The 18,171-nt window shown below is 48.4% G+C and carries 14 protein-coding genes; 2 read left to right on the forward strand and 12 right to left on the reverse strand.

Translation table 11 applies throughout. The features are described from left to right. Nucleotides 1-228 precede the first annotated feature (228 nt). Nucleotides 229-1,917, forward strand: coding sequence for a dihydroxy-acid dehydratase (ilvD, locus tag JO375_RS04880; RefSeq protein WP_229523396.1), 1,689 nt, complete (start codon nt 229-231; stop codon nt 1,915-1,917). A gap of 87 nt (nt 1,918-2,004) precedes the next feature. Here ilvD and JO375_RS04885 read toward each other — a convergent pair whose 3' ends face one another. Continuing rightward, on the reverse strand, nt 2,005-3,459 hold the full coding sequence (locus JO375_RS04885) for a polysaccharide deacetylase family protein (protein WP_229523397.1): 1,455 nt from the start codon (nt 3,457-3,459) through the stop codon (nt 2,005-2,007). Nucleotides 3,460-3,757: 298 nt separating this feature from the next. Between JO375_RS04885 and JO375_RS04890 the strand changes: the two genes are divergently transcribed. Next, the gene (locus tag JO375_RS04890) at nt 3,758-4,912 is read left to right on the forward strand and encodes an AI-2E family transporter (protein ID WP_229523398.1); all 1,155 of its coding nucleotides are present in this window, start codon (nt 3,758-3,760) and stop codon (nt 4,910-4,912) included. Here JO375_RS04890 and JO375_RS04895 read toward each other — a convergent pair. The 11 genes from JO375_RS04895 to JO375_RS04945 all read right to left on the reverse strand — a co-directional run bounded on the left by JO375_RS04895 (nt 4,867) and on the right by JO375_RS04945 (nt 18,144). Beyond that, on the reverse strand, nt 4,867-6,675 hold the full coding sequence (locus JO375_RS04895; RefSeq protein ID WP_229523399.1) for a peptidoglycan D,D-transpeptidase FtsI family protein: 1,809 nt from the start codon (nt 6,673-6,675) through the stop codon (nt 4,867-4,869). The genes JO375_RS04890 and JO375_RS04895 overlap by 46 nt on opposite strands. A 90-nt stretch (nt 6,676-6,765) precedes the next feature. Beyond that, nucleotides 6,766-9,009 (reverse strand): methyl-accepting chemotaxis protein, encoded by a 2,244-nt coding sequence (locus JO375_RS04900; RefSeq protein WP_322098696.1) that lies wholly within the window; start codon nt 9,007-9,009, stop codon nt 6,766-6,768. Between the two features lie 223 nt (nt 9,010-9,232). Next, nucleotides 9,233-10,564: a peptidase U32 family protein gene (locus JO375_RS04905; protein WP_229523401.1), complete on the reverse strand. Its 1,332-nt coding sequence runs from the start codon at nt 10,562-10,564 to the stop codon at nt 9,233-9,235. A 31-nt stretch (nt 10,565-10,595) separates the two neighbouring features. Further along, nucleotides 10,596-11,525 (reverse strand): peptidase U32 family protein, encoded by a 930-nt coding sequence (locus tag JO375_RS04910; RefSeq protein ID WP_229523402.1) that lies wholly within the window; start codon nt 11,523-11,525, stop codon nt 10,596-10,598. A gap of 11 nt (nt 11,526-11,536) precedes the next feature. Then, the gene (gene mltG, locus JO375_RS04915) at nt 11,537-12,565 is read right to left on the reverse strand and encodes an endolytic transglycosylase MltG (protein WP_229523464.1); all 1,029 of its coding nucleotides are present in this window, start codon (nt 12,563-12,565) and stop codon (nt 11,537-11,539) included. Nucleotides 12,566-12,659: 94 nt separating this feature from the next. Continuing rightward, nucleotides 12,660-12,962, reverse strand: a complete 303-nt coding sequence (locus JO375_RS04920) for a DUF1292 domain-containing protein (protein ID WP_229523403.1) — start codon at nt 12,960-12,962, stop codon at nt 12,660-12,662. After that, nucleotides 12,959-13,255 carry a DUF1292 domain-containing protein gene (locus tag JO375_RS04925; RefSeq protein WP_229523404.1) on the reverse strand — a complete coding sequence of 99 codons (297 nt, stop codon included), beginning with the start codon at nt 13,253-13,255 and terminating at the stop codon, nt 12,959-12,961. The genes JO375_RS04920 and JO375_RS04925 overlap by 4 nt, the downstream gene beginning before the upstream one ends. A 14-nt stretch (nt 13,256-13,269) precedes the next feature. Next, complete coding sequence (ruvX, locus tag JO375_RS04930; protein WP_229523405.1) at nt 13,270-13,686, reverse strand: Holliday junction resolvase RuvX; 417 nt, start codon at nt 13,684-13,686, stop codon at nt 13,270-13,272. Nucleotides 13,687-13,695: 9 nt separating this feature from the next. Then, complete coding sequence (locus tag JO375_RS04935) at nt 13,696-13,956, reverse strand: IreB family regulatory phosphoprotein (RefSeq protein ID WP_007431624.1); 261 nt, start codon at nt 13,954-13,956, stop codon at nt 13,696-13,698. Nucleotides 13,957-14,092: 136 nt separating this feature from the next. Continuing rightward, complete coding sequence (gene alaS, locus JO375_RS04940) at nt 14,093-16,726, reverse strand: alanine--tRNA ligase (RefSeq protein WP_229523406.1); 2,634 nt, start codon at nt 16,724-16,726, stop codon at nt 14,093-14,095. A gap of 350 nt (nt 16,727-17,076) precedes the next feature. Next, a complete protein-coding gene (locus JO375_RS04945) occupies nt 17,077-18,144 on the reverse strand; it encodes an AI-2E family transporter (protein WP_229523407.1) in 1,068 nt (355 codons plus the stop codon). Between the last annotated feature and the right edge of the window lie 27 nt (nt 18,145-18,171).

Raw genomic sequence — 18,171 nt, forward strand, 5'->3', positions numbered from 1 at the left:
ATTTTGCAAATTCAAATTTCTATCTTACCAAGGTGCAATACACAGGCGAATATAGCGGAATCTGGACTGTATACGGTTGATTACAGATCACTTTTAGTCATCTCTCAAACTCTTCATATATGTAGAAAAATGCTCATATCTATGATAGACTCTTTAGAAAACATCTGCGCTATTTACGGCGTCTATTGGACGCCATATCATTTTATACTTTGGGGGGAAACCAGCATCATGACAGCAAAGACGAAAATGCGTTCCGATATGATTAAAAAAGGCTTTGACCGCGCTCCTCACCGCAGCTTGCTGCGCGCAGCGGGCGTTAAGGAAGAGGATTTTGACAAACCTTTTATTGCGGTATGCAACTCGTATATTGACATTGTACCGGGTCACGTCCACTTGCAGGAATTCGGCAAAATTGTCAAACAGGCCATTCGTGACGCAGGCGGTGTACCTTTCGAATTTAACACCATCGGCGTAGATGACGGCATTGCCATGGGGCATATTGGCATGCGTTATTCTTTGCCAAGCCGCGAAATTATCGCTGACTCGCTGGAAACAGTCGTTTCCGCTCACTGGTTTGATGGCATGGTGTGCATTCCTAACTGTGATAAAATTACCCCCGGCATGATGATGGGTGCACTGCGTGTTAACATTCCGACGATTTTCGTCAGCGGCGGTCCTATGAAAGCTGGTAAAGACAAAAATGGACGCTCCATCTCCCTGACCTCTGTCTTCGAAGGTGTAGGTGCATTCCAGGCAGGCAAAATTGACGACCAAAGCCTGCTCGAACTGGAACAATACGGCTGTCCAACCTGTGGTTCCTGCTCAGGAATGTTCACGGCCAATTCCATGAACTGTCTGGCGGAAGCGCTGGGCCTGGCTATGCCGGGTAACGGCACGATTCTCGCAGTGGCAGAAGAACGCAAAGAATTCGTCAAACAATCTGCACGCCAATTGATGGAACTGATCAAGCTGGATCTTAAACCGCGTGATATCGTAACTAAAGAGGCCATTGATAATGCATTTGCGCTGGACATGGCCATGGGCGGTTCCACGAATACAGTATTGCATACTTTGGCGCTGGCTCATGAAGCTGAAGTGGATTACCCGATTGAACGGATTAATGAAGTCGCAAACCGCGTACCTCATTTGTCCAAACTGGCACCGGCTTCCGACTATCACATTGAGGATGTTCATAATGCAGGCGGCGTAAGTGCAGTGCTGAATGAACTGTTGAAAAAGCCGGGCGCACTACATGGCGACTGTATTACGGTCACCGGAAAAACCCTGCGTGAAAACGTGAAAGGACAGGAAATTCTCGACACGAATGTTATCCACAAGCTGGACAACCCTTATTCCGAACGCGGCGGACTGGCTGTACTATTCGGTAATCTGGCGCCGCACGGTTCCATTATTAAAGTCGGTGCAGTTGATCCTGCTGTTGGCGGTTATCACAAAGGTCCTGCCATCTGCTTTGATTCACAGGAAGATGCACTGGCCGGTATTGCCAACGGAAAAATCAAAGAAGGACACGTTGTTGTCATCCGTTATGAAGGTCCTAAGGGTGGACCGGGTATGCCTGAAATGCTCGCTCCAACCTCGCAAATCGTGGGCATGGGGCTTGGCGCCAAGGTTGGTCTGATAACAGACGGGCGCTTCTCAGGCGCTTCCCGTGGTATCTCCATCGGCCACATTTCCCCTGAAGCCGCAGAGGGCGGTCCGATTGCTTTTGTAGAGGACGGCGATATCATCGAGCTGGATCTGAACAATCGTAAAATCGAGCTGCAAATTTCGGACGAGGAATTTGAGCTTCGCCGTGCCAACTGGAAAGGCTTCGAGCCTAAGGTGAAAACCGGGTACCTGGCACGCTACTCCAAGCTGGTAACGAACGCAAGTAACGGCGGAATTATGAAAATCTAATTCTTTGCTAACTTATGCCTGATGAACAGCCAAAAATCCTCCCGCTCCCTTGATCACAAGGGGTGGGAAGATTTTTGGCTGTTTATGTTAGATTAACTGCTCGGATCCTGTGTCCGCTGCTTGTGAAGCTCTAGCTGTTGTCTGAATGGAGTTAACCTCTTCTTTTACTTCACGATGAAGCATGGGTGCAACGTCTCCCTGATGGGTTGGATCGCAGACTTGATCTGTCCGGTTGGGGTCCCCTTGTTGGAAGCGATCCAACAAAGTATCAATAGGCATCAAGATCAGCTTGGGTACGATTGCGTCTTTTTTTACGCTCAACGGCTCTGGACCCGAGGGATGGATGACACTGAATAGCAGCTTTAAATATAAGGTGGACGCTCTCTTGTGCAGTCCTTTGGGGAGCTCGCGAACCTGAAAGCCCAGCTTTTCCGACCCGCGGTTAATCATACTCACTCCATAGATGGCCTTGACATCATTCATTCTGGAATCATGTACAAGCTGATCGGCCAGATCGGGTAGCTGCTGCTTCACGATTCGGATTAATTGAATAGCCAAATGAACGACAGACTTTGCCGTCGAGCCTAATCGATACAGCATTTGATTATCAAAATGCAGCTCAATTATAGGGTCTCCTTTTTTTAGCCACCTGTCATTCTCCATATTTACATTCGGCCCATGATAGGTGCCGCGACGATAATAAAAAATGGTATTTTCCTTTCTTACGGGACGAAGACGGAACAAAGTGTGGAACAGCCTCTCATAGAACAGCCAGCCGAATACCAGCGTTCGTTTGAACCAGTCCGTATCTGGGGTCTCGACAGCATTTGAAATATGGACAGGCTGATGACCAAACAGTGTATCGACCCTTACACTGCGCATTTGCCGTTCCTGAGCGGCCGTCAGAAGCTCCTCTAACGCGATTAGCATATTTTGCGGGGCTTCTTCGTCCGCTCCCAATGTCGTACCGCAGTCATGGAGCAGCATGACCTCGCCACCCCTCAGCTTTTTGAGCATCCGCTCCGCCAACTGCTTCGCACCGATGCTCGCCTTCCAGTCCCCGAACATGGAGGACCATAATACAATTCGACGACCATTCGATTTGGATATATCAAAGAAATTCACAATTCCCCATGGCGGACGGTAAAAGGTCGTTCCCTCTCCGGTTACCCGGCGAATGACAGCCTCTGTTTGTGCAATTTGCCTTCTGACCGTAACAGGTCGCATGAGCCAATTGGATTTGTGCACATAATTATGAATGCCAATTAAATGGCCTTCTTCATGCATGCGCTGCAAAAGCTCAGGGTGCTTTTCAGCATTCAGGCCAACGACAAAAAAAGTAGCCTTGGCATCAAAACGCTTCAGTAAATCAAGCAGCTGCGGTGTATACACCGGATCAGGACCATCATCAAAGGTGAGCGCATATTCTTGCTCACTTTTGCCGCGCCGAAATACTCTGAACCCAAACAAACGACTGAGAAGCGCTGGAATAAAAGCATAAAAAGTTGAAATGTAAAACATCCATAACAGCAAAATCTTCACGTTTTGTCCCCACTTTTCTATTCTGAACTCCCAAGTAGACTTCCTGGGGAAAACTGACTTACTTCAGGATTTTGCAAAATTCGATTCCAGTCGTTCTAAAGTGCAATATATAGACGAACTAGATCATTTCGATCTATATATTCTTCATTGAAAGTCGCTTATTGGATTTTTGCAAAATCCTCACTTATATGTTATCACAAAGATGTAAGCATGCGGACATTTTGCTGTTGTAAGATCAGCACCCAGGGCCAATTTAGTGTACAATAGGTAAAAATCTTAAAGGAGTCGTTGTTTTTATATGCTTCCATTGTATAAAAAATATTGGCGCACCGTTTTTGATATCGGTCTGATTGTATTAACCGTGTATTTAGTTATGTTTGTATCCAGCAAGCTGTATCAGCTCGCGGCACCGGTGTTTCTATCGTTCGTCGTGTTCTGGTGCATTGAGCCTGCAGCCCGTTATTTTCACCGTAAAGGGATGAAGAAACCCTTCGCTTCCGCCCTCTCCGTACTGCTATTCATCATTCTTTTGCTGGCTATTTTTTTCGGATTGGGTTTAATCCTGGTTACGCAGTTTACGAAGGTGGCGCAGAATCTTCCACATTATACCCAGATTATCCAAACGGAATTCACGCGGTTCCTTCATCTTTCCCAAGAAAAAATTGCTGCTTTGCCTCCAGACGTTATCGACCGTGTCAATGAATATTTTGCAACCGCGACTGCGATTGCTACCAAATGGGCGCAGCTGGGTTTATCCTTTTTCATACAATTTCTCAGCTCCTTCACCGTTTTTATGGGCAACTTTGCTGTTGCCATCGTCCTGGCGTTCTTTTTAAGTATGGAGATTAATCTCTGGAAGGGAATTGCCCGCAGCAAGACGCCCAAAACATTAAAAACTGCTTACCTTTTTCTGAAAAACCACGTACTGAAAGCGATCTCCGCCTTTCTGAAGGCTCAGGCGCTGCTGGTAGGGATTACCTTTATTCTTGTATTTATAGGTTTACTCATTTTGCAAGTGGATAATGCCCTGTCGCTGGCTCTCGTGGCTGCTTTGTTTGATATTCTCCCTTTGCTGGGCGTACCTGTTATATTTATTCCGTGGGCGGTGTATTTGTTCATAACAGGCAATAGCGGCTTGGCAATAGGGCTGCTGATTGTCATGGCTGTCGCGGTTATTGTACGCCAGCTGGCAGAGCCTAAAATTACCGGAAATTCCATCGGTGTTTCGTCCGCCTATCTCATGCTTTCCTTTGCCATTATATCGCTTTCTATCTTCGGATTGGCCGGATTAATTCTGTCGCCGATTCTGATTATTTTGCTCAAGGAGCTGTGGCAGCAAGGCTATCTGCAGCAATGGATTCGGTTTCCGAAGGAAGAATTTGACGAGCCCCCGTTTATTGTCAAAATTCAGGAGGAAGATCGCGGCACTGCTCGTGAAACGGAGGAGAATTGAGCCAGCAAATCCATCACCTGTCCGAACAGGGCAGTCGCCTGGCTAGCAGAATGCTTGGAAGCATTTTGCACCAGAACGGCAACGGCATAGCGTGGTCGCTCTACCGGACCATAACCGATAAACCATTGGTGATTGACAGGCCGCCCATCCTTTAAAGCCTGGGCTGTGCCTGATTTTCCAGCCAGGTGCCATGATTTGTCACGCAAGGATGCACCTGTTCCGTGGGCCACGACTTCTTTCATCGCCTCCCGGAGTAAACGAGCCGTAGAGGGATGAATCGGATGTCCCCCCCGGGGGATGGACGAGGCATGAGCAGGTAGCTCCAGCAGGGTCCCTCCATCTGCGTAGCTGATGCGATTCACAAGGCGTGGAGCATGGACCTGGCCATCGTGCAGCAAGGTGACGATGAGATTGGCAGCCTGAAGCGGGGTAACCAGCACGTCGCGCTGGCCGATCGCTGTCTGTACACGTACACCCGGGTCTGCCGCATGCGTATGGGGACCGAAGACGGCTCCCTCTTCCTCATGATCCAGCGGCCTGAATCGCGGAAGCCCTGCAAGATTTCGCTCCTCCCAGCCTACGGTTCGGCTCACCCCCAGCGCGGAAGCTGTCGCCTGAATCTGTTCAGGCGACAACCGTTCGCCGAGATGAGCAAACACGCTATTACAGGACACGGCAAGCCCTTCCTCCAGATTCAGAGCACCGTGTCCTTCTTTTTTCCAGCAAGCCAAACCGTACTTGCCATAGGCTCCATAGCAATGGAATTGCTCCTTCGGTTGCACAACACCCGATTCAAGTGCTGCCGCAGCCGTAACCAGCTTAAAAATGGAACCGGGTGTTACCGCCTTGAGCGCGCGATTAGACCAGCCTGTTGTCCGCTGCGGATCAACACGAGCGGGATTATAAAAAGGACGAGACACCATCGCCAGCACATCCGCGTTGCCGACATCGAGCACCACCACCGCACCTTCTGCCAGGTGATTGGTGACTGTAAGCTTTTCAAGCTGCTCCTGCAATGTAAGGTCGATCGTCGTCTGCACCTGTAGCGGATAGTGAGCATTGGATGGAACACTGACTCGCAGCGGTGCATAAGCCAGCGGACGACGCCGGGCATCCACAAACCGGGAGACGAACGTTTCACCGATACCACTCAGCAGCGGCTCCAGCGTTCTTTCCAGCCCGGCTGCCCCGATCGGCAGTGCGCCAACTCGGTCGGCGCGTTCGTACAGAAAACCAAGCCATTGCCTGCCATTTGGCAAATCCGCATAACGTTTCGCATAGGGCATTAGCTCGATGAGCGAAGGCGCCAGTTTCAGCAACTTGTCCGCGTTATTTCGACTAATCTGGACGGGTTCTCCGCGCCTATCCCGCCATATTAGCGGAGATTGCAGCTCTTTCCATCGCGTCAGCAGCTGCTTTTTACTCGTCTGCAGCAGGCTGGCAAGCTCCTCGCCATGCAAGGCCGCTTTGCCATCTACGTCGGGAAAAAGCACTGGCGCCCATACGATGCCGCCAGTCAGCGGCTGTCCATGTCGGTCCGTAAACTGTCCACGTCCAGAGTCAATCGCAATTCCCTCCTGCCGCTGACGTATAGACATTTCATTCAGCGAATGTCCCCCGTAAGCAGACATATGTATACCCGCCGTCCCCTGAATCCAGGCCAGCCGGAATAGTAAAATAAGCAGCATTCCCATGATTCCCAAGGCCAAATATGCAATTCGACGTTTTCGAATAAAGCTGTTGCCACGCCTCGGCACACGCATCCTTCTCTCATCTTTTTCCAGTAGTATGTCCTGTAGTGAACAAAGAAAACCCACTCCACGTTAACACATGGAATAGGTTTCCTGTCACATTTACACCGTAAAGCGTGAAAGCTGCTCCTTTAGCTTCACCGATACTCCTTCCAGCTTTTCGGACAAGCCTACCAGCTGGCTACCGATATTCGCCTGCCCCGTGCTGAGAGAAGCAACTTCCTGCGAGGTGGCCGAGGATTCCTCAGCTACTGCACTTACATTGGCCATCGCTTCAGATAAGGTTGTCTGCGATTGGCTCAATTCCTGAATAGATGAAGTGACTGTTTCCAATCGAAGTGCAAACTCTCCCATTTGCTGCTGAACCGACTGGAAAATATCCGTCGTCTCCTGTACGGCTCCCATCTGCTGCCGGAACAGCGGATATACCTCGGATAACGCCTGAACCGTTTCATTCATCTCATTGATAATGTTGTTGATAATACCTGAGGCCGTATGAATGGCTTGACGGGATTGTTCGGCCAACTGGCGAACCTCATTTGCTACCACCATAAAGCCTTGCCCAGCCGTTCCCGCCCTTGCCGCTTCAATCGTCGCATTCAATGATAGAATATTCGTTTGTTTGGCAATATCCTGCAACACGTCCAGCACCTTAAAGACATCGGAGGTTGTCTGCTTCAGCTCATCTACCTTGCCTACCAGTGCATGCGTCGTTTCTTCCGTCACCCGAGTTTTGCTTAACAGGTTTTTCAGCTGAATTGTACCTCTTTCACTGGATTGTTCAACCTCCTGTGCAGCCAGACTCATTTCGTGATTAGAAGCCATCACCACATCCATTTGCTGGGCTATATTCCCGGTTAACTCACTGCCACGTTCAGCCTCGGTTGCCAAGCTGGTTGAACCGTGAGCAATTTCTTCAGTTGCGGTAGCAATTTCCTTGGCTGAAGTGGCCGTCTTCTTCGAAGCATCACTCAGCTCTGCCGCTGTATTCAGCACCTCCTGGGCCGAGGCGTTCGTCTGCTCTACCAGCAATGTAATCTGCTCCATCATCATGTCAAAGCTTTCAGACAGCTGACCGATTTCGTCCTGGGCCTTATAGTTCGTTCGGATTTTCAGGTTGCCTTTGGCTCCTTCGTTCATTAAATTTTTCAGATGGGTCAACGGGCGCGCTACGAGGCGTACGATCCACAGGCCAATGAATAATGCAATGAGTGCCGCTACCGCAGCAAATATCCAGGTCGTCGTTAAAATCCCTCTAGCGTCCTTAACCAGTTCAGATACAGGTATTACACCTACGAGAATCCATTTGGAAGTTCCAAGCGTATTATGAACCGTAAGTACATTTTGGACTTTGCCGTCTGCTTCCTGCTCCATAAATTGATTGCCTTCGATCCCTTCAAGCTCGGAAATGTAATCCAGCTTTTTCTTTCCTCCTGCCAAGCTATCTATGTTAGAGCCTATAAATTCACCCTTGTCTGTCACAAGGCTGATCATACTGCCTGAGCCCAAATCAACACTTTTCAACTCGTCCTCCACCACACTGGACTTTAAATCCATAACCAGAACGTAAGTCTCTCCGAGCCCGGACATACTGTTCATGGAGCGGGCCAGACGAAAGGTCTTGCTTCCATTGTCATTTACCTGTGTAGGCAGCCAGACAATTCCTTTGTTCTTCAAAATATCCTTAAACCATGCTTCCTGCCGGACACCCTTTTGTGTACCTGTGCCCATCGCAGCTAAACTGGATTCTTCCGGGTACAAGTACAATGAATCAATCGCTTTATTCGTGAAAGCAAGATTCGTTAGCTTCTTGTTTACTTCACCCATAGCAACAAAAGATTCAAAAGAGTTCTTTTCTTGCTTCGCCACCTTTTGCAGTTGATCACTTAACTCTGTATCAAAAAACACCTGTGTCGAGGTATCTTGAAAGCGCTCTAAAATAATATCAAGCTTTTCCGAGGTTTGCTGAACGGTTTGCTGATAAGCGGTAGCCGCATTTTGCTCAATCGTACTTTTCGCCCTGTAGTAAGAGATCATCCCCAGGCTGACCACAAATAACATTATTGCCGCAAAAAAGATCAGGAACAGCTTCATTCCGACCGAACGAATCGGATTATAATTTTTGACCAGATGCATGAAATCCTTGCTGTACTTTTCCGGCTTAAGTAAACGCTTTAAATTATATGCGCTTTTACGGGTGGCTTTGGCTACCCAGGGAATAACTTTCGAGGATATCCTGGCTGTCTGTTCTCCTTTATTCGCTGTGCTGCCCTTCATGCCTTTCATGAGTTTTATTTTCTTCGGTTGTCTGTTTGATGTCTTCCCTTCTTTTTTCCGAAAACCCATTCCTCTCACCTGCCGCCATATAATTAGTTTCCTGTTCCACGTCATCTGTTATGTATCTATTATCTATATAATGTCTATCGGAACTATTCGACAAGGAGTGTAGCTTTCCTTTGCGAAATGACTAAATTTCGTAAAACTTTTTTCCTGGAAAAGTATTCAAAAAAAAGCCCCTCCAACCGAAAGGAGAGACTTTTGTTCTTCTTGTCCGAGACTTGGGGCCTATTCACTTCTTTTTACGCATCATATCAAAATAGGAAACAGGCTGATCAACCTTCATTTTAATCCGTTGAAGCGGGTGACGCGCAGCGTCCAGCTCATTGCCTTCCTCATCCCAGATCGTTCCGACCTTTTGCTTGAAAAATGTTCCGTTCGGGCCAAAAAATTCAATTTCATGCCCTGGCTTAAAATGATTGCGTTGTTGAATGGTAGCCATGCCGCTCGCAGCATCATAGTCCATAACCAGTCCGGCAAAATCATAAGGAGCTGCTTTCTCTTCCGGCTCGTAAATATGATCTTCATGATCCGGTGTATCGTAGAAAAAGCCTGTATTCAGCGGACGATTAGCCGCCTTGTTAATTTCTTCGATCCATTCCGGTTTGAGCACATAATTTTCAGGATCAGCCATATAGGAATCAATCGCTTGACGATAGACGTTCACGACCGTAGCCACATAATGAATTGATTTCATGCGTCCTTCCACTTTAAAGCTGTCTACACCCACATCAATCAAATCGGGAATGTTTTCAATCATACACAGGTCCTTGGAACCCATAGAAAAAGCGTTATCGCCTTCTTCAAACAGTGGAAGCTGGTTAATGCCCAGCTGGAATTGTCTCAGCACATTGCTGTCCTGTGCCTCTTCTTCAGATATCCACGCCTCGCCCGGGCGCGCATCCTCGAACAGATCGTATTTCCAGCGGCAAGACTGGCAGCAGCCCCCGCGATTGGAATCCCGGTCCGTAAAGTGATTGGATAGCACACAACGACCGGAAAATGAAGAACACATAGCCCCATGGACAAAAGCTTCAATCTCAATGTCCACATGCTTTTTAATTTCCTCAATTTCCTCCAGGCTGGTCTCACGCCCCAAGACAACACGCGGCAGTCCTTCGTCCTTCCAGAATTTTACCGCTTGCCAGTTCAAGGTGGACTGCTGTGTACTCAAATGCACTTCCAATCCCGGAACAGTACGCAGTGCAACGGACACAATCGCCGGATCAGCAACGATAACTGCATGAATTCCTGCCTCGTACAGATTACGCAGATATTCCTCGATTCCGGCAATATCTTCATTGTGGGCATAGATGTTGGTAGCTACAAGCACCTTAGCGCCATATTTGTTGGCAAATTCCACACCTTCCCGCATTTCCTCAAAACTGAAATTGTCGGCGTTAGAACGCAGACCGTATTTTTGTCCTCCAATATAGACAGCATCCGCGCCATAGTGAACCGCAAACTTCAGCTTTTCCAGATTTCCGGCAGGAGCGAGCAGCTCCGGCTTATCCAGACGATTACGCTTGCCTTTATATTTTCTCGTTGTGGTCAACGTTCCCACGACGTTCCCCCCTTATACATTCATATGATTATTAATAAACCTGCTCTTTATAGAAAAATCCGAAGGATAGCTCCCGTTCAGGGTCTTGCAGACGGCGAACCTCATCGAGCCAGCTTTCATCATAAGCATAAGCTTCCGGATCGGCTGTATAGGTGTCAATTGCTTTACGATACGCACGAACGACTGCCTCATTGTAAGCCGTAGGTTTTAACAGCCCTTCGATCTTAAAGCTGTGGACACCCGCCTCCATCAGAAAATGCAGGTCCTCCATAATGCAGAAATCATCCGAGCTCATAATATGAGTCCCGTTCATATCCTCATAAATAGGGAACTTCTCTTCCTTACGCTCAGCTTCAATCAGGAACAAGCCGCGCTCCTTGCCCAGATCGCCTTCTACCGGGCGTCCCTGATGCAGCATATAGCTTTGCACAAGCTTGCGCTTGGAATGGTAAATATTGGTCATGCCATGTACCTGAACCTGTGCCTCAATGTTTAGCTTGGGAACCATTTCCGTAATTTCGTCCATACTGAGCTCACGAGCCAGAATAATGCGTGAAGCCCCTTTCTCGCCCCAATAGTTGGCAGTTGCGAAGTTGGTAGAAATCATTTCCCCGTTCCAAAACAGCTTCAGATGAGGTGCATACTCCTTCACTGTCATGAGTACCGACGGGTCATTAAACTCGATCGCATCAATTCCACATTCAGCGAGTGTCTGCACATATTCAGGAAGGAGCGGCAACAGCTCATTTGTCATCAAATTAGTCATGGATACATAAACCTGCGCCGCATGCTTCCGCGCAATTGCTACAACCTCACGGATTTGATCCGGTGTAAAATGTCCCGGCAGCCTCATGCCAAAGCGGTCATCTCCAATAAGCAATGCATCCGCTCCGGCCTCCAGCATACGGCGGGCATCCTCCGGAGAGCTGGCGGTTACCAGCAGTTCGGGTTTGTAAGCCATAGGCTCACCTCCTATTTTGTGTTGCGGTTACTTAGCCGAATATTATGCAAATGTTCTTTATACGTCGCGGCAAACAAATGTTCATGTGTTCCGTCTTTTTTGGTCACATAAAACAAATAATCCGTAGTTGCCGGCTGTAATGCCGCCTCTACTGATTTCAAACTTGGACTTGCAATCGGTCCTGGCGGGAGTCCCTGATGCAAATAAGTATTAAAAGGATTGTCTGCAGCCAAATCCTTATAATACAGCCGTTCCTTTTGCTTATCCAGCATATATTGAATGGTGGCGTCAATTTCCAGCTTCTTGTCCTGCTTAAGCCGATTATAAATGACTCCAGCTACGACGGGCCGTTCATGATCCACAACCACCTCGCGCTCCACCAGAGAAGCAACGGTCAGCAGTTGATGCAGCGTTTCACTTCGCTGCTTCAGCTTGGCATCCAAGCCGGGTATGGTATTCAGACGTTTTTGCGTCTGCTCCAGCATCGCCTGAATCATATCTTTGGTTGTGCTGCCTTTTTTCAGCTCATAAGTTTCCGGGAAGAGATAACCTTCCAGCGCATAACGAAGCCCCGCCTGTTTTGGAATATCTCGCACCAGCGGGACGTCAAAAGCGGATGGATCGTTGGCCAGTTCCAAAAATTGCTTTCGGTCCGCCAGCCCTTCCTTTTGCAGCTTATCAGCCATTTGTCTGATCGTAAAACCTTCCGGGATTGTAAAACGAATCATTTCCTCCCTGACAACATCCCCGGCCGATAGCTTGGCAATCAGCTGATCAAAGGTTGCACCTGGCTGTGCCTCATAATTCCCGGCCTGAAGTGCATTTCCTTGCTGTTTGAATTTTACATAAGCCTTAAACACAAGCGCATTACGTATAAGTCCCTTTTGCTCCAAGGTATCTGCAATCGCAGAGGTCCCTGTTCCCTTAACGACCGTAAATGCAACAGGCTGCGTTTTCGGCTGAACAGGCTGCATCGCGTTCCAAATATAAAAAGCTGCTCCTCCTGCTATGATGACAAGCAGCAAAAGCAGTGTGCCCATCCTTGTCCTTCGCTTCACATCCACCCAACTCCTTCACAGCCAAAAAGGGCGGACAGGTCCGCCCTTTCAGGTTTGATCTCCTCATTATCCAGACCTACAGCTCCGGCAGCGTACATTCATCGTACAGCTCGGAAATGTCTTCCCATTCATCATCATCTTCGATGGTGGTAATGGAGATTTCGCCATCTATGGATGAGGTTACATGATATATCTCATGTTCGCCTTCAGCAGCTCCGGGTCGACGCAATACAACATACCGTTGCTTGCCTACCTGGAATTCCGCTTCCAGTTCCATGCGTACCGCATGGCCTTGTTCATCCTGCAACTCTACATCGTTGTCGAACGCTTCCTTTAAATCAGAGGTCCATCTCAGGTCTTCACGTGAATAATTCGTCATTTCCTGTCTTCCTCTTCTTCTACAAATGTATTAAAGGTCTCTTCAACGATTTCCCATTCCGCATCGTCTTGGATCACAAACAATTTAATATCATCGCCTTCTTCCTCATAACGGAAGGCGTAAACATCTGATTCATCAGCTTCAGGATCCACTGGCGCAACCATCATGTACTTCGCTTCGGAACCGTCTACCTCAAACTTCATAATGACCTCAAACTCTTCCTCGTTGCCCTCATCATCGGCAATATAAATGATTTCCGGCTCTTCTTCCATACCCACTTGATTTTCAGCCATTACGATATCCCCCTTCACCTTGTACTATGTGCGTCCAAATAGTTTTGCAAGATCAGGCTTGCTGCCAGTTTATCGACCACCTGCTTGCGTTTTTTTCGGCTGACGTCGGCTTCCAGAAGCGCACGCTCTGCCGAACGCGTCGTCAGCCGTTCATCCCAAAGGTGAACGGGTAGTCCCAGCAACTCCTTGAGCTGGTTCGCAAACTCAATGCAAATCTCGCCGCGTGGACCCACGGTTCCGTTCATATTTTTCGGCAGACCTACAACCACTTCGCCGATCTCAAGGTCACGGATCAAATCTGCGATTTTACCGAGCTCACTATTGTCACCACGTCGTTCTATGACTTCCAATCCTTGGGCGGTCCAGCCAAAGGCATCACTTACGGCGACCCCGATTCGGCGGTCCCCGTAATCCAATCCCATTACTTTCATCCCTGTCTCCTAACGGTGCTTGGCCAAATAGAAACGTACCAGCTCTTCAATCAGTTCATCGCGTTCTTTTTTGCGTACCAGGCTTCTGGCATTATTATGCCGCGGCACATAAGCCGGATCGCCTGACAACAAATACCCCACAATCTGATTGATCGGATTGTATTCTTTTTCGACCAATGCATCATATACGGTCAACAAAATTTCCTGGGCAGAGGCTTCCTTCTCATCCGCCTTAACATTAAATTTGACCGTTTTGTCCATGGAATCCATTGTTGACACCTCGCTTCCACAAAACATGTGTACATGTTTATGCCAGCTTATTCTTATCTATCATACCATAAGCAAAGCCCTTCAAGGAAATGTCTTATTTCATTTTCTTCCTAAAATCCGCTAAAAAGCTCGAACCTTATCCTTGAGCAGCTGCCGATACCAGTTCACGGGCACGTTGAAGCGCCTCGTCCAGCTTGCTGGCATCCCTGCCTCCGGCTTGCGCCATATCTGGACGTCCACCGCCGCCGCCGCCGCATACGGCAGCAATTTCCTTTACAAGCTTGCCTGCATGGAGCCCAGCCTTGGTCAGCTCTGCCGGTACAGCTACGACAAAATTGACTTTGTCGTCCATAGCAGCGCCAAGCACCAGTACAGCAGCCGGCAGCTTGCCTTTCAGCTCATCGGCAATCGCACGCAGCGCGTCCATGCTGGAAGCCTGTACGCGTGTAGCGAGCAACTGCACTCCACCAGCTTGCACGACCTGATCCGTCAGTTGGCCCGCTTCAATAGCGCTCAGCTTGCTTTGCAGCGATTCATTTTCACGACTGAGGTCTTTAATTTGCTGCTGCAAGGATTCAATGCGCTTTGGCACCTCGGACAGCTTGGATTTAACAAGACCGGCCGCCACCTTTAACAACTCCAGTTGACCTTCCATATATTCAAAGCCAAAACGTCCGGTTACCGCTTCAATGCGACGCACACCTGATCCGATACCGCTCTCGCTGACAAGCTTGAACAGCCCGATTTGTGAGGTATTGCTGACATGACAGCCGCCACACAGCTCAATGCTGTAATCGCCCACCTTCACGACACGCACGATATCTCCGTATTTTTCACCAAACAGCGCCATTGCTCCCATGGCCTTGGCTTCATCAATCGGTTTCAAATCAATATTGACATCCAGCTGATTCCAGATCGCACGGTTAACCCGCAATTCAATATCCGCCAGTTCCTCTGCTGTAATGCTTCCGAAATGGGAGAAGTCAAAACGCAGACGTCCTGATTCTACCAAAGAACCTGCCTGATTGACATGGTCGCCCAGCACTTCCTTGAGCGCTTTGTGCAGCAAATGTGTAGCCGTATGATTTTTCTCTATATCCCCGCGCGAGGCCTGGTCTACTTCTGCTTTCACCATATCGCCAACGTGCAGCTCACCAGACTCTATGACGACCTGATGCACATGCTGACCCTGTGGCGCCTTGAACAGTCCTTCAACCTTGGCAGTCACCATACCGCCGCGCAGCAAGCCCTGGTCGCTGACTTGACCGCCGCTTTCGGCATAGAAAGGAGTCACATCTAAAACGATCTGACAGGACTGCCCTTCACTAACCTTGTCCACCAGCACATCTTCATATATAATCGCCACAACTTTAGACTCAGTTACGAGGTCATTATAACCAACAAAATCACTTTTAACCGCCAATTCGGATAATGCTCCGCCCTGAATCTTCATGCTCGCATTGTCCTGATGAGCGTCACGCGCACGTTTGCGTTGCTCCTGCATCGCCTGATCAAAGCCCTCACGGTCTACTTTCAAGTCTTGCTCGTCCGCATAATCCTCGGTAAGGTCGAACGGGAAGCCGTACGTATCATACAGCTTGAATGCGTCCGCACCGCTGATGATATTGCGGCCTTCAGCCTTGGCCTGAGCACTGATATCGGCCAAAATAGCGAGTCCGTCTGTCAGTGTTTCGTGGAAACGCTCCTCTTCCGTTTTGATCACCTTCACGATGAAATCGCGCTTGTCCACCACCTCAGGGTAGTACACGCCCATGATATCCCCAACCGTTTCCACCAGTTCAAACATAAATGGACGGTTCATCCCCAGCATTTTTCCGTAACGTACAGCACGGCGCAGCAAACGGCGAATAACATAACCCCGTCCTTCATTGGAAGGCAGCACACCATCGCCAATCGCAAAAGCTACGGTACGAACATGGTCAGCAATAACCTTGAGGGCCACATCGCTGTCCACATTTTCGTTGTACTTGACTCCTGCCATCGCAGCCGTTTTTTGGATCAGCGGCTGGAAAAGATCAGTATCAAAATTGGAATCTACATTTTGCAAAATGGATGCGAAACGCTCCAGACCGGCTCCGGTATCAATATTTTTGTTTGGAAGCGGCGTGTAGCTGCCATCTTTATTATGGTTGAATTGCGAGAATACAAGGTTCCATACTTCCAGATAACGCTCGTTTTCTCCACCCGGATACATTTCAGGGTCTGTCATGTCGCTGCCGTAGGCTTCACCGCGATCATAAAAGATTTCCGTGCATGGTCCGCAAGGGCCTTCACCGATATCCCAGAAGTTATCTTCCAATTTGATAATACGTTCAGCGGGAAGTCCAATCTTTTCGTTCCACAGTTTGTACGCTTCTTCATCTTCAGGATACACGGTAACAGCCAGACGCTCCGGATCAAAGCCAATCCATTTAGGATCAGTCAGAAACTCCCATGCCCACGTAATGGCCTCTTCTTTAAAATAGTCGCCAATGGAAAAGTTGCCCAGCATTTCGAAAAAAGTGTGGTGACGGCGCGTTTTGCCGACATTTTCAATGTCATTCGTACGAATACATTTTTGCGAATTGGCGATACGTGGATTTTCAGGCTTTACACGTCCGTCAAAATAAGGCTTAAGCGGCGCCATACCTGCATTAATCCACAGCAAGGAAGGATCTTTATGAGGAACAAGCGGTGCGCTTGGTTCAATCACATGTCTCTTGCTTCCAAAAAATTCCAGCCATTTGGAGCGGATTTCACTAGCTTTCATATAAGTAGCCTCCTAGTTTATGGTGTCACTTGTTCTTGGCATAGACCATAAAAACAGAAAAACGCCCCTGAACGGATCAGGGACGATTGTATCGCGGTACCACCCTGGTTATCGCCGTCCCCTCTGTACAAAATGCCTCATGCGCAAGCGCATATTCAGGCATCTGTTTGATGGACGAGATCGCCTTGTTTTCACTGGTAACGGGAGCATCCCGGTGGGTTCAGCCTGCACTCCGAAATGAGCCTTCCCTACTGGATAAACACATTTAAACATACTCATTTTAGTATATCTGTGTCATTTAGCCGTGTCAACGCGATTTCCGACAGGAGCCATGTGGAGAAGATACAAAATCAGATCGTTTTACGCTTCACATAATAAGCAAAAAAATGCTGGAGCGCCACCTTCAATACTGCCATTACAGGCACAGCCAAAATCAGACCGGTAATTCCCGCTATTTCCCCACCCACCAGCAGGGCGAATATGATTGAGATCGGATGCAAATGCAGAGTTCGTCCAACCACCTGAGGTGAAATGACATTACTTTCCAGCACTTGAATACAGGTGTTAACGACAGCGACCAGCAACACCATTTTTAATGAAACGGTAGAAGCCATAACGACTGCCGGAGCAGCACCCAAAAAAGGACCCAAATAAGGAACGATATTAAAAATCGCCACCACTCCTGCCAGCAGCAGCGCATAAGGCATGCCAATGAGCACATATCCGATGTAAGCCATCACGCCAATAATGACACATACCAGCAGTTGTCCCCTGACGTAGTTGCCAAGGGCCTGATCAATCTCCTTAAGCACGGTTACAATCGCTTTGCGGCGGGAACGCGGGAGATAAGATACAATCGTTCGCTCAAACACTTCAAAATCCTTTAAAATATAAAAAATGAGAAACGGCACAATGAACACATTGAACAGCATGTTGATCATTCCACCGATGTTGTCCATAAAGTTGGAAATCCCCGTGGCCATCCGGTTTTCCAGCTGGAAAAACCATTGGTTCATACCGGTTCGTACCCCTAGCGGCAAAATGCCGTTATCCATATTCGACATGATTCCCTGTGCGTGCATGGTCAGCTCGGGCAGATGCTCATTCAGCTCATCCAGCTGCTCAATGAACATCGGGATCAGATTCATCAAAATGACAACGAGGCTGGCCAAAAATACAGCATAAATAAGCAGCACAGCCACACTTCGAGGCACCTTGCGACCGCCAAGCATATTGACAATTGGATTCAGCACATAGGAAATAATCATCGCTACCGCAAATGGAGCAATGATCGTTTTTAGAAAATCATACAGATGAAAAAACAAAGGTCTCAGCAGCCAGATAAAATATAAAATGACAAGTCCCAGCAGCGTCCATATCCCGTACCGGAACAGCCTATTCTTCGTTAATTGCTCCATACTGTGCCCCCTTACCGGACTAGCCTT

Source organism: Paenibacillus farraposensis (genome assembly GCF_020736845.1).
Taxonomy (GTDB): domain Bacteria; phylum Bacillota; class Bacilli; order Paenibacillales; family Paenibacillaceae; genus Paenibacillus; species Paenibacillus farraposensis.

Bases quoted from the DNA above. Each gene is read 5' to 3' on its own strand.
- ilvD (WP_229523396.1), top strand. From the start codon at position 229: ATGACAGCAAAGACGAAAATGCGTTCCGATATGATTAAAAAAGGCTTT.
- JO375_RS04890 (WP_229523398.1), top strand. From the start codon at position 3,758: ATGCTTCCATTGTATAAAAAATATTGGCGCACCGTTTTTGATATCGGT.
- JO375_RS04895 (WP_229523399.1), bottom strand. From the start codon at position 6,675: ATGCGTGTGCCGAGGCGTGGCAACAGCTTTATTCGAAAACGTCGAATT.
- JO375_RS04900 (WP_322098696.1), bottom strand. From the start codon at position 9,009: ATGGGTTTTCGGAAAAAAGAAGGGAAGACATCAAACAGACAACCGAAG.
- JO375_RS04910 (WP_229523402.1), bottom strand. From the start codon at position 11,525: ATGGCTTACAAACCCGAACTGCTGGTAACCGCCAGCTCTCCGGAGGAT.
- mltG (WP_229523464.1), bottom strand. From the start codon at position 12,565: ATGGGCACACTGCTTTTGCTGCTTGTCATCATAGCAGGAGGAGCAGCT.
- JO375_RS04920 (WP_229523403.1), bottom strand. From the start codon at position 12,962: ATGACGAATTATTCACGTGAAGACCTGAGATGGACCTCTGATTTAAAG.
- JO375_RS04925 (WP_229523404.1), bottom strand. From the start codon at position 13,255: ATGGCTGAAAATCAAGTGGGTATGGAAGAAGAGCCGGAAATCATTTAT.
- ruvX (WP_229523405.1), bottom strand. From the start codon at position 13,686: ATGAAAGTAATGGGATTGGATTACGGGGACCGCCGAATCGGGGTCGCC.
- JO375_RS04935 (WP_007431624.1), bottom strand. From the start codon at position 13,956: ATGGATTCCATGGACAAAACGGTCAAATTTAATGTTAAGGCGGATGAG.
- alaS (WP_229523406.1), bottom strand. From the start codon at position 16,726: ATGAAAGCTAGTGAAATCCGCTCCAAATGGCTGGAATTTTTTGGAAGC.
- JO375_RS04945 (WP_229523407.1), bottom strand. From the start codon at position 18,144: ATGGAGCAATTAACGAAGAATAGGCTGTTCCGGTACGGGATATGGACG.